Source organism: Chryseomicrobium palamuruense (assembly GCF_042649045.1).
In the GTDB taxonomy this organism is placed as follows: domain Bacteria; phylum Bacillota; class Bacilli; order Bacillales_A; family Planococcaceae; genus Chryseomicrobium; species Chryseomicrobium palamuruense.
This window is the reverse complement of the sequence record NZ_JBHSEF010000017.1, coordinates 1-13,988: the sequence shown is the minus strand read 5'-3', so window position 1 is coordinate 13,988 and position 13,988 is coordinate 1. Positions and strand designations below refer to the sequence as shown.

The window sequence follows — 13,988 nt, the reverse complement described above, 5'->3', positions numbered from 1 at the left end:
TTCAGACATGGCCAGTAAAAGCGCCTTATAGGCGCAGAGCAAACCACCAGTTCTACTGGTGGTTATGATTTTGCCGAAATATGTATAAATTCACATAATTCAGTGAATCACTGAAATAAAAGACATATAAAACATGCTAAAAGAAATAAATTTAAGGAAAACATTTATATTTTTTGGGATAATGAGGAATCAATTTCACAGTTTCATTACAAAGGGGTCTATCCGTTCACTTTGATTTAAAATTTATGGTAAATTAGAAGGGCATGAAATTAGACAGAACTGTCTTAACAATCGGAAGGAGCTTTATCATGTTTTGGAAACAATCGAAGGAAGAATCTACTGTTTTATCGACAGACGGACTTCCTGTACGAAAGACCAATGTGATAAAAAAAGCAGCCATCACGGTCGTGTTGCTTTCTGGCTTGTCATTTAATTTTGCCTTCGCTAATGAAACAGCGGATAGTAATTTGGCAACAATTTATCATATTTATACAGAGGGCCAATATGTTGGTGCTATAAGCGATAAATCTCAAATAGATCAATTAATTAAGAAAAAAATAGAAGCTTCCAAGTCACAGTTCGACGGACTGTCTTTAACAGCTGGCAACAACTTTTCTTTTGTAGAAGAAAAAGTGTTCACACCTGTTACAGATGATGCCGCTACTTTACAACAAGTAGAAGACTTAATTGAAGTAAATGCCAATGCATTTGCCATCTCGATCAATAACGAGGTTGCCGCCTACGTGAAAGATTTGGATGCCTACAATGAAGTCTTGCGAAAAGTGAAGTTGAACTATATCTCCGAAGAACAGCTCAACTTTTTGGAAGCTCGAAAGAATACTAATGATACATTACCCGAATTGAAACCAGGTGAAACCCGAATTGCGGATTTAATTGTAAAAGAAGATGTGTTCGGTGCCACAATGGTAGCTGAACCGGAAGAAGTCCTCTCTGTGGATGAAGCGGTAAAACGCTTGTTAACAGGCGTGGAAAAACAAGAGACGTATAAAGTGCAACAAGGTGACGTCATCGGTAAGATTGCGAATGCTTACGGCATCACTACAGCTGAACTTTTATCGATAAATGAAGGATTGACAGCTGATAGCACATTAAAGATTGGTCAAGAACTGAATGTCACGGTTTTGCGTCCTGCGATTCATTTTGAAGCTTACTATGAACGCAAACGTACGGAAGATATTCTTTATGACAAAATTGTAGAAGAAACGGATAGTCTCTTCAAAGGCGATACAAAAGTGAAAACAGAAGGCGCTAAAGGTGAACGCGTCGCAACCTACGTCATCAAGAAAGTAAACGGTGTGCAAACATCGATGGAGATGACACAAGAAGAAATCACGAAACAAGTGCAACACCAAGTCACGTTAAAAGGAACGAAAGTCATTCCTTCACGTGGAAATGGATCGTTTGCATGGCCAGCTCAAGGGGGCTACATTTCCAGTCACATGGGTCACCGTTGGGGACGTATGCACAAAGGAATTGATATTGCTCGTCCAAGCGGATTCACAATCAAAGCTTCCGATAATGGAGTTGTTGTGGCAGCTGGCTGGGATGGCGGACTCGGAAAACGTGTCATTGTCGACCACAAAAATGGGTACCAGACCGTGTATGGTCATTTAGCATCCATCAGTGTTTCTGTGGGCCAGACGGTTCCACAAGGCACAAAGCTAGGTGTCATGGGGAATACGGGTCGCTCAACAGGGACTCATTTACATTTTGAAGTCATCAAAAACGGAACCCACATCAATCCGATGTCAGTGCTTCGTTAATAGAAAAAACCGTCCACGTGTGGACGGTTTTTGTTATAGGTGGCGGTAGTTGAGCGAGCGAATTAGTTTCCATAATTCGAGTAATGATCTAATGAAAAGAAATAGTGTACTAATCAAGAGAATTAGTGTTCTAATCAAAAGAAATAATGTCCTAATAAAAGCAATTAGTGTACTAATGAGATTCAAACTACTTCATATTTATATAGAATCGGGTTTCTGGATGAGCCTGCTCCACATCTAGGTGTTATCGAGTTGCGAACGCTAGAAACCCTTTCACTAAGCCGTGACCTTCAGAAATGCAAAGAGCGCATTTATGGAGCCCCCGTCTTAGCTCTGGGTTTCTGAACGAGCGTTCTCCACATCTTGGTACATTTCCCGGGAAATAATTCGACGAAATCCGACAATGACGGGAAATACATGCGAAAATAACGTGGTCATGGTATTGTTAAGAGTAAATAGAGAGAAAAGCGGGTCAATTTGATAGAAGGTTGGAGGGGAAATAGATGAACAAGAAAATACTTGTCGTTGACGACGAAAAACCGATTGCTGACATTCTGCAGTTTAACTTAAAAAAAGAAGGCTACCAAGTCGAGTGTGCCTATGATGGGGAAGAAGCTCTTACAAAAGTGGAAGAGTTTCAGCCAGACTTGATGCTATTAGATATCATGTTACCGGGAAGAGATGGCATGGAAGTGTGCCGTGAAGTCCGGAAAAAACATGAATTTCCGATTATCATGCTTACTGCCAAAGACTCCGAAATCGATAAAGTCCTAGGTCTTGAACTTGGTGCGGATGACTATGTGACCAAACCATTCTCTACACGAGAATTGATTGCACGCGTAAAAGCTAATATGCGACGTTCACAAGTGCTACCTGCTGAAGACGTAGAGCCGAGCTCGAATGACATTCACATTGGGCCGCTAACGATCCAACCGGACGCCTATATGGTCATGAAACGTGACGAGGCGATTGAACTGACACACCGCGAATTTGAACTATTACACTACTTGGCGAAACATACAGGTCAAGTGATGACACGGGAACATTTACTGCAAACGGTATGGGGTTACGATTATTTCGGGGATGTACGCACAGTTGACGTAACCATTCGTCGTCTACGCGAAAAGATTGAAGACAATCCGAGTCATCCAAACTGGATCGTCACTCGCCGAGGAGTCGGGTATTACCTGCGCAGTCCTGAACAGGAGTAGAAGGAATGCATAGAGTGGGATTTTTAAAATCAATCCATGTCAAAATCGTTTTGATCTATATTTTGCTGATCTTAATTGCGATGCAAATCATTGGGCTGTACTTTGTCCGTGAATTGGAAGATTCATTCGTCACGAACTTCCAAGATTCCGTCACGGACCGGGTCAGCCTAATTGAATTTAGCGTACGTGAAGAGATGATCCGCGAACGTTCCGAAGAGGACGCGACTCAAGAACAGAGTCTGCGTTCTATTTTGGCTGGACTTAATTCAAGCGACATTAAAGAGATTCGCGTTATCGACGAAAGGTATCAAATCCTAGGAACTTCGGATTCCGATAATCAAGGCATCGTCGGTCAACGGTCTGTGGACGAACTGGTTCGCCGGACCATCAGTTCAGAAAATCCGGAAAACGTTATTTCATTAGACGAGATATCTCGCGAACGTATTTGGATCTTGTCGGTACCGATCACGTGGCAAGGAGACGTCATCGGTGCACTTTACATAGAGTCGAACATTGAAAACGTCTATAGCCAGATGGATGAAATCAATCAGATTCTTGCTGGGGGAACCGCTGTCTCTCTCGCGATCACGATCATCTTAGGGATCTTTATCGCGCAGACCATCACGCATCCGATCTCGGATATGCGGAAACAGGCGCAGGCGATGGCACGTGGGAACTTCTCGCGTAAGGTAAAAGTTTACGGCGACGATGAAATCGGTCAACTGGCGATTGCGTTCAACCATTTAACAAACCGCTTGCAAGAGGCCCAGTCGACGACCGATGCGGAACGACGGAAACTCGCTTCCGTCCTATCCAACATGACAGATGGGGTACTTGCAACCGATCGCAAAGGCCGCATCATCCTGATCAACGACCCGGCACTCGAGCTTTTGAAGGTCAGCCGCGACAGCGTGTTGAATCGCCCGATTACGTCGGTGCTGCAGATCGACCAAGATACGACGTTCGAAGATCTCATCCACCAACAAGAGCCGATGTCTCTCGACTATAGTACACATGAAATGCCGTATATTTTACGCGCGAACTTCTCGGTCATTCAAAAAGAGACGGGTTTTGTGAACGGACTCATTGCTGTCCTGCATGACATCACGGAACAAGAGAAGATCGACATGGAGCGTCGTGAGTTCGTTGCGAACGTATCCCACGAATTACGCACCCCACTGACAACGATGAGCAGTTATTTAGAAGCCCTCGCAGAAGGCGCCTGGAAAGACGAGACGATTGCACCGAACTTCCTGCAAGTCACACAGACGGAAACTGCACGGATGATTCGCCTCGTCAACGACCTGTTACAGCTGTCGAAAATGGACAGTCGCGACTATGACCTGACAATCGAAGTGGTGAACTTCAATCAGTTCTTCCACCGCATCATTGACCGGTTCGAAATGTCGAAGTCACAGAACGTGGCGTTCTCCCGCATGCTTCCGGAGAAAGAATATTTTGTTGCTATTGACCCGGACAAATTGACGCAAGTCATCGACAACATCATCTCGAACGCACTGAAGTATTCACCGGACGGAGGAACCGTACGTTTCGGCTTTACGGTGAAGGACGGCTTTATGCAAGTGATGATTTCGGATGACGGAATGGGAATTCCGAAAGAAAATGTCGACCGTATTTTTGACCGTTTCTATCGTGTCGACCGTGCACGCGCACGTTCCATGGGTGGAACAGGGCTTGGGCTCGCTATTGCCCGGGAAATGATTGAAGCACACGGTGGTCGAATTTGGGCGGAAAGTGAAGAAGGGTACGGAACGACGATCTTCTTTACGCTGATGGTCGAGCCAGAGGAGAGTGAGTGGGAATGAGGTATTTAGAACATGTGAAAAGTGCCGTACTCGTGATTCTGATTGCGCTTAGTATGCTGTTAACGTTCTCTATCTGGACCTATACACCGCCGTACGCTATCCGTGATACACCGCCGGTCATTGATATTGCCATTGCGGAGAAGAAGCGGACGAGCGATGTCGTCAAGCCATACCGTATGCTTCTTAGTTACAGCGGGGCAGCCGGAATGAAAGGCTCCTTGAGTTCGAATGAGATGGACGGGACGCTCGGTCTGATGCGAATGTGGTCCCTCGATTCGCCGAGGCTCATCGATAATGAAGCACAACCGGATGAAATCAATACGGCACTCCGGGCGCAGAACCAGATTGTCTTTTCGTATCCGACAGAAATTCCGATTCAAAGTTTCCGCCAAGTCATTCCGTTTGCAGATGAAGCTATACCAGACTTTTCGTTTGATCACCTTGCCGTTCACTGGGAAAGTGGAGCGAATGGGTTAAATGCGCATGTGACATTTATCAATACCGTGTCTCAGCGAATTTTTGAAGCGGACGTCTTGAATTCAGATGTTCAAGATTTCTTGATGCGTGTAGAGGATATGGATCGTCGTCTGCCAATTTATAACGAGATTGGCCGTGAAAATCAATTGTCGCTCTATGTCTCGTCGGTGCAACTTCCTTTAGAAGAATATACATTTGGACTGGAAGAGATTTCTCCAGAGAAATTTAAAAACGCCCTGTTCACGAATCCGAACATGGTGCGAAGCAATCCTGTTGGGGCCGCTTCTCAGCAGTATACCGATGACAGTGCATTAATGAATATTGATTACGGTCCGCGCCGAATTAGTTATGTCCATCCGGCTTCCGAAACGGAACTTCCTGGAGATTCTGCGCGACTGATTACAAATAGTATTGAATTTGTGAATGAGCATGAGGGGTGGACGGACGATTATCGTCTCAGCCGAATCAATGCCAACACGCAGCAGATTTCCTATCAGCTGCACTTGAAAGGTCTGCCTGTCTATAGTGATTCAATGGCCACAGACCTTACGCAGTACTGGGGACTGAACGATGTGTATCGGTATATTCGTCCGTATTACACGCTGAATCAATCGTCTCCGTTCCGGACAGCTCGTAAGCAGTTGCCGTCCGGTCAATTTATCTACGACTACCTGGCGTCTCAAGAAAACATCGATGTGAATTTAATTACAGACATCAAGCCGGGATACTACGTCCGACGGGACCCGTCTCAGCCAATCTTGGTGCTCGAGCCATATTGGTACTATCAAGTAAGTGGAACGTGGGTACGCATTGTACCAGAAGTGTCAGGAGGTGGCGCGATTGGATTGGAGTAGAACCAAAACGATTTTTATCGTCGTGTTTTCCATCCTGAACGTCATGTTGATGTGGCTCTACTTAGACCGCTATAACGAGTCGATTGGTCTCCAAGGCACGCTCACAGGGACGACGCCGATTGAAGAGAGCTTAACGATGGATAATATTGAAGTTCCGCGACTTGCGAATATGCCGAATCAAGTGGCGTACGTTTCTGGAACAGTTCATAACTTTACACCGGAAGAACTGGACATGCTTGAAAATGTCGCAGTGACAATCGAATCCGCAGATGTTTTAATGGGTACCTTAATGGAACCAGTCGCCGTCTCCGAGACGATGGATCTAGAAACGATTGTGCAAGAGCATGCATTTAATGGAGACGAGTATGAGATCTGGTCTTCAGATGCGGAATCGCGGACCGCGGTGTTCTTCCAGCAAGTGAATGAACGCGATGTCTATTACAATACGAAAGCCACGATTGAGATCACGTGGAATGAGAACAACGAAGTCACAGGCTTCACACAGACGTATCTCGACAATCTCGAAGATTACAACGAGGAACGCACTCTGATTTCGTATATGAGTGCCATTGAAGTGCTGTATAATCGTGCCCTGCTGCAACCAGGGTCTGACGTGATAAATGTCGAACTTGGGTATTCGACACTCGCACAACTTGGGGAGACGCAAGTATTTTCACCGACGTGGTCCGTGTTGATTGAGCTTCCAGATGGTACAATGAAAGAGTACTTCGTCAATGCGATCGACAGCCGTGTGCTGGACATTCCGATTGACTCAGAAGAGTCAGACGATACAGAGGAGTAGAACATCATGAGATTTAGTGTATTGGCGAGTGGCAGTACAGGCAACGCCATCTACGTTGAAAATGACGACCACTCCTTTTTAGTGGATGCCGGGTTAAGCGGTAAAAAAATGGAGCAGCTGTTTCAGCAGATCGACCGGGATGCCAAGCGTCTTACAGGCATCTTGGTGACGCATGAACACAGTGATCATATAAAGGGCCTGGGTGTCATGGCCCGCAAATACAAAGTGCCGGTCTATGCAAACGCGAAAACGTGGCAGGCGATGGATCATCACCTCGGTGTCATACCGACCGACCAGCGATTCCAGTTTGATATGGAGACGATGAAGTCGTTTGGAAGCATCGATATCCAGTCGTTCCAAGTATCACACGATGCGGCAGAGCCGATGTTCTACGTGTTTCATGAGAACGGACGGAAGCTCGCGCTCATTACAGATACGGGTTATGTGAGTGACCGCATGAAAGGCCACATTCGCGGGTCGGACGCGTTTGTCTTTGAAAGCAACCACGACGTGGGCATGCTGCAGATGGGGCGCTACCCGTGGTCAGTCAAACGTCGAATTTTATCTGACGTTGGTCACGTATCCAATGAAGATGCGGCCGTTGCCATGAGTGAAGTGGTCGATGTGAAACCGACACAGATCTATTTGTCGCATTTGAGTAAAGACAACAATATGAAAGACCTTGCCAACATGAGCGTCGAACAGACACTCAAGTCGTGCGGCGTTGTTCCCGGCGAGTTCGTCCATCTCCATGAAACGGATGCAGATCGTCCGACGCCACTTGTGGAAGTATAAGTTCGTCCAGCCAGTCTCTTTTCTAGAGGCTGGCTTTTTTAGCAAACTTTTATCCAATTTTCATCTAATTTTCATCTTCATTGGGTACATTACATATAGAGACAGATTAAAGGAGATGAACGGGATGGACGGATACAAACCATATAATCCATACGAAGAAGAACCAACACCACCGAAGCGGTCGGAGAAACCAGAAAAGAAACGAGGTATAGTCGGATACTTTTTAAGTGGCCTTTCCGGGGTGCTCGTCGGGGCACTGTTATTATGGCTTCTCATGCCAAACCTACAAAACGCACTTCCGAACAATTCCGGAGCGTCAAACTCAAATGGCAACATCACCTCCACCCAACAAGTCAGCACGAACGTGACAAGTGATATTACGGGTGCGGTGGAAAAGACCTCAGCCGCTGTCGTCGGAGTCACGAATCTGCAGGAAGTCAGTGATTTCTGGAGCAGCCAGCAAGGTGAACAAGAAGCGGGAACAGGCTCGGGTGTTATTTATAAAGTAGAAGGTGACCGCGCATTTGTCGTGACAAACCATCATGTGGTGGACGGAGCAACGTCGATTGAAGTCACACTTGAAGGCGGGAAGAAAGTCAATGCAGAGCTTGTTGGAAGTGACGTGTGGACAGACTTAGCTGTTCTTGAAATGGACGCAGCGGATGTGGAAACCGTGATTGAATTTGGAGACTCTGAGGCACTCACACAAGGTGAACCGGTCATTGCAATCGGAAATCCACTCGGTCTTGATTTCTTCGGATCGGTGACAACAGGAATTTTATCCGGGAAAGAACGTGTGATTCCGGTGGATCTCAACCAAGATGGTCAACAAGACTGGCAGACAGAAGTGCTTCAGACCGATGCCGCGATCAACCCGGGGAATAGTGGTGGCGCACTGATTAATATTGCAGGCCAACTAATCGGAATCAACTCGATGAAGATTTCTCAAACAACCGTCGAAGGAATTGGTCTAGCGATTCCAATCAACTCTGCGATTCCGGTCATTGAAGACTTGGAGCATTACGGAGAAGTGAAACGCCCGTCCATGGGTGTAACATTGATTGATGTCGAACAAGTACCGTCTTTCCATCAGGAAGAGACATTGAAGCTTCCGAATGATGTAACCACAGGTGTCGTAGTAGACGATGTTCTTGAAAATTCACCAGCCGCAGCGGCAGGTATGAAGCAGTACGACGTCGTTGTTGAAATGGATGGCGAAAAGATTGAAAACATGCTCGAACTTCGCCAGTATTTGTACACAGAAAAAGAAGTGGGAGACTCGATGACGGTGAAAGTATACCGCCAAGGAAAACTGGTTGAATTGACAATGGAGTTAACAGACAATAACGCATTATAATTTGTGGATAACTTATTTTGCTTCACAAAAGATTTACACAGGGAGTAGGGAGACGAAATGGCGTCTTTCCTGCTCCTTTTTTATTTGTTACAATATGGTGTGGATAAACTCGTGTAAAATGTGAATAACTTTGTGCATAATCATAATTGTCCGAGGAGGAAGAATAATGGAGAAATACGCATGCGAAACCCATGTAAATCAAGTACTTGACGAGGTGACGGCATCGACAGGAGAATTTCCAATTCTTGAAAAACTCAAAAAAGCGGAAAACTTATCCACACGCTGTGAACATTGTGAACAGGCTGCTATATATATCGTGGGTGGAAAAAACTAAGACACAATATGTAGATAACGCATGTGGATATGTGGACAACTATTGTGGATATCGTGTTTGTAAATGAAACGTAAAGGTGGATAACCTGTGAATATCACAATTGTAACGGTCGGAAAATTAAAAGAGAAATACTTAAAAATGGGCATCGAGGAATATGTAAAACGCCTGGGTGCTTACGCAAAAATGGAGCAAGTGGAGGTCGCGGACGAAAAAGCACCCGAAAATTTAAGTGATGCCGACATGGAAATCGTCAAACGCAAAGAAGGCGAACGCATCCTCGCCAAGATTCACCCAGACGCCCACGTCATCGCCCTCGCCATCAACGGCAAAACGCGCAGCTCCGAAGAAATGGCTGCGCATCTAAATTCATTGATGACTTACGGCACAAGCAAAATCGTATTTGTCATCGGTGGATCCCTTGGTCTCCATGACGAAGTCTTAAAGCGCGCGAACGAACAACTCTCATTTGGCAAAATGACGCTGCCTCACCAGTTAATGAAGTTGGTTCTCGTTGAGCAGATTTATCGGAGTTTTCGGATTATTAAGGGGGAACCGTATCACAAGTAAGTGAGGTTTTTAATATCCTCAAAAAAATTGTGTAAATACTAAATATAACTAACTAGAAAAGACAGCCTCATACAACAATGGGGCTGTCTTTTCTAGATTCAATTATGGATTAAAGGACTTTAAGATATGTAAGTCCGAATCTCTATTTATTTGAGAGAGAATTGGTGATGTATTACTTATATATTTTGAAACTGAATTAGAAATATATGCTTGTGGAACAGCTATACTTGAAAATAAAACTAATTGAATTAATCTCATTCCACAAATTAACTTGATTGCATTTACACCATTATTCTCTAATTGTAATGTAAGCGTGCCGGCATACCCAGGATGAATGATAGAAGTAACATTTAATCCTAACCTATTTAAAGAGGAACGAGTACTTATCATGCCGACAAGATCATTAGGAATTCTTATATATTCAAATGAATTAACTAGAACCAATTGATTCGGATATAGTATAAAGTCTTCTCCGAATGAACGAAAAGTAGACTGAAAAAACTGATCGATAGGTTCTTCAACAATACCCATTAATGGTGATCTTGTCGGTATAGAGACTTTAAATTCTGTTCCTAATCTTAAATCAATACTGGCACCGTTTAATTGAGTTTCTTCCAATAATGGTGTAATAATTAGATTTTTATCTATATCATCTTCGTCTAAAACCATTCTTTCTTTAATCATTAGACTGGTCAGCACTGGCATCATTCCACCTCCTGTGTGTATTAGCTGACATTAGCGCTTTTTTAACTAAATTATTAATCATTTCTCTAATGTTATAATCTTGTTCATTTTCTGCAAGATTATCACTTAATTTTTCTTTATAGATTAAATAAGCGTGCCAACCAGCATTTAAAATGCTAATACTATCTACAGGTTGATTTTGCAATTCATTTGGTGGTATAAAATTTGAGATTTTTTTAGATAATTTAGGTACTACTTCATTAAATGTCGTATAGTGATAATGTAAAGATTCGGGTATTTTTTCTAATATGAAATCAATTATAGAATCTAGATTATCCAATAAAATTAGTTCCATTAACTCGTATGAGTCTTTGTTTAAATTCAAACGATAAACTAAATCATCCCTAATATTTCCATCTATAAAACTATTAGAATTGTGTACTTGTGCTTTTTCCCATTTTTCTTTACTTATGTTTATACTATTTTGAATGTCATCATCAAAATTTTGTTCATAACCTAGTTTTTTGAATGTATTCATTCTTACTATGCTTCTTAAAGACGATCTTGGGTGTGATTTTGAATATACATCTACTAATTGTCCGTTCTCTGAAAGCGAACTAAAAGCAAACAGACTATCTCCTGAAAAATGAGAAGCAGGTCCATATAATAAAATTCCTACTACATCTGCTACAAACTCTTTAAGCCAATTGAATAAATGATTATCGCCTAAAATTCTTACTACTAAATCATCTTTAAGGCGCTCTTCAACTTGAGTATCTAACTTTAAAGCAGGATTTACTATTTTCATTTGAAGATAATTAGTTAATTTCTTCACATTTTCATGTTGTAGTAGTTGTGGAAGTAATGAAGCAGAGATGTTCAAACCAGAATGTAAGTCAAAGTAATGCCCTAATTCATGCCCCATAACGCATCCTAAAAGCACGTCGTCTTTGTGTATCATCGGAAATTGAATTAAAATCTTTTTCTTTGAGTCTAATTCTAATTGTGGGAATAATTTATTAACGCTATTGGAAAAATTTGTCCAAACATCTCCAATCGCATAGTTCAAATACCAAAGTGGTTGGGTAAAAAATAAAGTTTCATCTCCAAATTTGATAATAAGTTCTTTTGCAGGAACCATTACCTCCATAGGATGATTAGTTATATTTGCTTGTGAAATATAACTTACTATTTTTTGTAAATCATTAAAAGTTTGACGATATAATTTTATTTCTGAATAACTTGTAATAGATAGACGTTCAAACTTTTGCAGGAGCAAACTACATACATTTGATAATTCATTAATAAAATTTGGAATTTCAATTGATGGATATGCAGTTAATTTTAACTTTTCAATTTGATTAAATAAGGCAAATACTTGATCATGATGAACTTGCAAAGAATTGTCAAAGAAATTGTCTGCTGTATTTACCAATCGAAAAAGTTCCTTGTTTTTTGTGAATCTTGCATATTAAGGTTATTAATCAAATTTGAAATAAAATCCATTAATAAAAACCTGTCATTTTCATCAATTGAATGTAAGTTATCTAATATTTGTAAAAAGTAATCAGTATTTTCTTTGAATGAATAATTAAAAATTTGTTCAGTAGTTAGACTTTCATTAATCAAAGAATAAATTTCAGCAGTATCTAATGTAGGGAAATTTATAAAATTGCCTTCGTAATGACCTTTTCCACTTTCTAAAAAGAATTTTATAGTAGTTAGTTTTTCAGTGGATATGGAATTTAATGGTTGTGTATTAATGGATTCCTTGAGCTCCGTTAAATATTGAATTAAATATAGACGTTCTAGCTGGTTTTCAGACGTAACCAAATCATTTCTTGGTTCAATTGCTAATAGCATGTCATCCGCCTCCTTAGTTATTGTTAATTATATCATTCGCTTTTATTTAGTAAATAACCTTCATTTAAAGTTTGAAACCTCATTTAGATACAGTACGGTGAACCTTATCATAAATAATGTAGATAAGAAAGTTGCCGAGAACTACTTTTTTATAGAATGATTTCAAAAGTCATTAATTTTTATTTATACTCTTATTTTGGATAATTTTGTATTATAATTTAATCAGTAAAAATACAAAATATTTAAACAAATGGGAGTAACGTATGACCAGTAAGATTAAAGCTAAAGTAGGGATAATAGAGATAGAGTTTGAGGGTAGTGAAGAATTTATCTTAAATGAATTATTTAGTTTTGTAGAAAGATTATCAGGATTAATTGATAGTAATCCAAGTATCAGACAAAACAATCAAGTACCGACTACCACAGTTTCTGATAGAAAAGAAGATATAATAAACAATAAAGGCATTCAAGGAACAACTAACGCAATTTCAGCAAAATTAAAAGTATCATCTGGAACCGAGTTAATAATGGCAGCAGCCGCTCATTTAACCTTTGTTAAAGGGGAGGATAAATTCCATCGAAAAGATCTCTTAGAACAATGTCAGTCAGCTGCTACCTATTACAAACAATCTTATTCAGGAAATTTTTCAAGATATTTAAGTAGTCTTGTCAAATCTGGACAATTAACAGAGCAAGCAAGCGGCATATTTGCCATTCCCGCAGCTCAACGACAAAGGATGGAAATAGCACTTGCTGACTAAAGAATCTCTTATTGAACGTAAGCGTCAAATAGTGAACACGTTGTTTCTTATAAAAGAAAATGCCATGCAAAATTTGATTTTGCATGGCATTTTTCTATTTCTTTGATTGGATGTAACAATTCGTTGGTAAGTTTTTCGACCACGGCATCAGATCTTCGAAGGATTCGAGTTTCTCCAAATCACGTTGTGGTAGTACTTCGAAAAGAAGTTGTAGGTAGAAGAATGGATTGAGCCCATTTTCCTTGGCAGTCTCGATGAGACTATAGGCGATGGCACTTGAGGTCGCTCCTCTTGTAGAGGCTGCGAACAACCAGTTCTTTCTTCCGATAACAAATGGTTTGATGGAACGTTCTGCACGATTGTTATCTATTTCGATTCGACCATCTTTCATAAATGTCGTAAGTTTTGGCCATTGTTTCAATGTGTATGAGATTGCAATTCCCGTCGCTGTCTTTGGAGCGACAATATCCTGTTGTTCTTCAAGCCATGCCAAAAAAGCATCCAGCACGGGCTGACTGTCATTTTTCCTGATCTTTAGTCGTTCTTCAGGAGGTTTGTCTTTGATTTTTCGTTCGATAGCAAAGAGACGGTTGCAGAAATCGAGTCCCTTCTTCGCGACTGTCGTTCGACCGGCACCAGCAGGTGCACCTCTCAATGCCTTGAGTGCCTCATC

14 protein-coding genes are annotated in these 13,988 nt (G+C 41.6%); 10 read left to right on the top strand and 4 right to left on the bottom strand.

The genetic code is table 11. The annotated features are described in order from the left end of the window. Window positions 1-308 precede the first annotated feature (308 nt). From ACFO0S_RS06905 to rlmH, 9 genes are all read left to right on the top strand, one after another. Complete coding sequence (locus tag ACFO0S_RS06905; RefSeq protein ID WP_378141068.1) at window positions 309-1,784, top strand: peptidoglycan DD-metalloendopeptidase family protein; 1,476 nt, start codon at window positions 309-311, stop codon at window positions 1,782-1,784. Between the two features lie 503 nt (window positions 1,785-2,287). Then, window positions 2,288-2,995 carry a response regulator YycF gene (gene yycF, locus ACFO0S_RS06900; protein ID WP_378141067.1) on the top strand — a complete coding sequence of 236 codons (708 nt, stop codon included), beginning with the start codon at window positions 2,288-2,290 and terminating at the stop codon, window positions 2,993-2,995. A gap of 5 nt (window positions 2,996-3,000) precedes the next feature. Continuing rightward, window positions 3,001-4,821, top strand: a complete 1,821-nt coding sequence (walK, locus tag ACFO0S_RS06895; RefSeq protein ID WP_378141066.1) for a cell wall metabolism sensor histidine kinase WalK — start codon at window positions 3,001-3,003, stop codon at window positions 4,819-4,821. Continuing rightward, on the top strand, window positions 4,818-6,152 hold the full coding sequence (locus ACFO0S_RS06890) for a YycH family regulatory protein (protein WP_378141065.1): 1,335 nt from the start codon (window positions 4,818-4,820) through the stop codon (window positions 6,150-6,152). Before walK ends, ACFO0S_RS06890 begins: the two co-directional genes overlap by 4 nt. Next, window positions 6,139-6,954, top strand: a complete 816-nt coding sequence (locus ACFO0S_RS06885) for a two-component system regulatory protein YycI (protein ID WP_378141064.1) — start codon at window positions 6,139-6,141, stop codon at window positions 6,952-6,954. Before ACFO0S_RS06890 ends, ACFO0S_RS06885 begins: the two co-directional genes overlap by 14 nt. A gap of 6 nt (window positions 6,955-6,960) precedes the next feature. After that, window positions 6,961-7,749, top strand: a complete 789-nt coding sequence (locus tag ACFO0S_RS06880; protein ID WP_378141063.1) for an MBL fold metallo-hydrolase — start codon at window positions 6,961-6,963, stop codon at window positions 7,747-7,749. Between the two features lie 124 nt (window positions 7,750-7,873). Beyond that, entirely contained in the window at window positions 7,874-9,106 is a 1,233-nt protein-coding gene (locus ACFO0S_RS06875) for a S1C family serine protease (RefSeq protein ID WP_378141062.1), read from the top strand. A 166-nt stretch (window positions 9,107-9,272) separates the two neighbouring features. Further along, complete coding sequence (locus tag ACFO0S_RS06870; RefSeq protein ID WP_378141061.1) at window positions 9,273-9,440, top strand: CxxH/CxxC protein; 168 nt, start codon at window positions 9,273-9,275, stop codon at window positions 9,438-9,440. A gap of 87 nt (window positions 9,441-9,527) precedes the next feature. Beyond that, entirely contained in the window at window positions 9,528-10,007 is a 480-nt protein-coding gene (gene rlmH / locus ACFO0S_RS06865; RefSeq protein WP_378141060.1) for a 23S rRNA (pseudouridine(1915)-N(3))-methyltransferase RlmH, read from the top strand. Between the two features lie 102 nt (window positions 10,008-10,109). On the opposite strand, the gene dcd is transcribed toward rlmH, so the two are convergent. The 3 genes from dcd to ACFO0S_RS06850 are packed head-to-tail and all read right to left on the bottom strand — an operon-like array spanning window position 10,110 to window position 12,554. Then, window positions 10,110-10,712 (bottom strand): dCTP deaminase, encoded by a 603-nt coding sequence (gene dcd, locus ACFO0S_RS06860; protein WP_378141059.1) that lies wholly within the window; start codon window positions 10,710-10,712, stop codon window positions 10,110-10,112. After that, a complete protein-coding gene (locus ACFO0S_RS06855) occupies window positions 10,684-12,126 on the bottom strand; it encodes a hypothetical protein (protein ID WP_378141058.1) in 1,443 nt (480 codons plus the stop codon). Before ACFO0S_RS06855 ends, dcd begins: the two co-directional genes overlap by 29 nt. Then, a complete protein-coding gene (locus tag ACFO0S_RS06850) occupies window positions 12,120-12,554 on the bottom strand; it encodes a hypothetical protein (protein WP_378141057.1) in 435 nt (144 codons plus the stop codon). The genes ACFO0S_RS06855 and ACFO0S_RS06850 overlap by 7 nt, the downstream gene beginning before the upstream one ends. A gap of 263 nt (window positions 12,555-12,817) precedes the next feature. Between ACFO0S_RS06850 and ACFO0S_RS06845 the strand changes: the two genes are divergently transcribed. After that, window positions 12,818-13,315: a hypothetical protein gene (locus ACFO0S_RS06845; RefSeq protein ID WP_378141056.1), complete on the top strand. Its 498-nt coding sequence runs from the start codon at window positions 12,818-12,820 to the stop codon at window positions 13,313-13,315. A gap of 94 nt (window positions 13,316-13,409) precedes the next feature. On the opposite strand, the gene ACFO0S_RS06840 is transcribed toward ACFO0S_RS06845, so the two are convergent. Then, the coding region (locus tag ACFO0S_RS06840) for an IS66 family transposase (protein ID WP_378141055.1) at window positions 13,410-13,988 on the bottom strand (579 nt) is incomplete at its 5' end.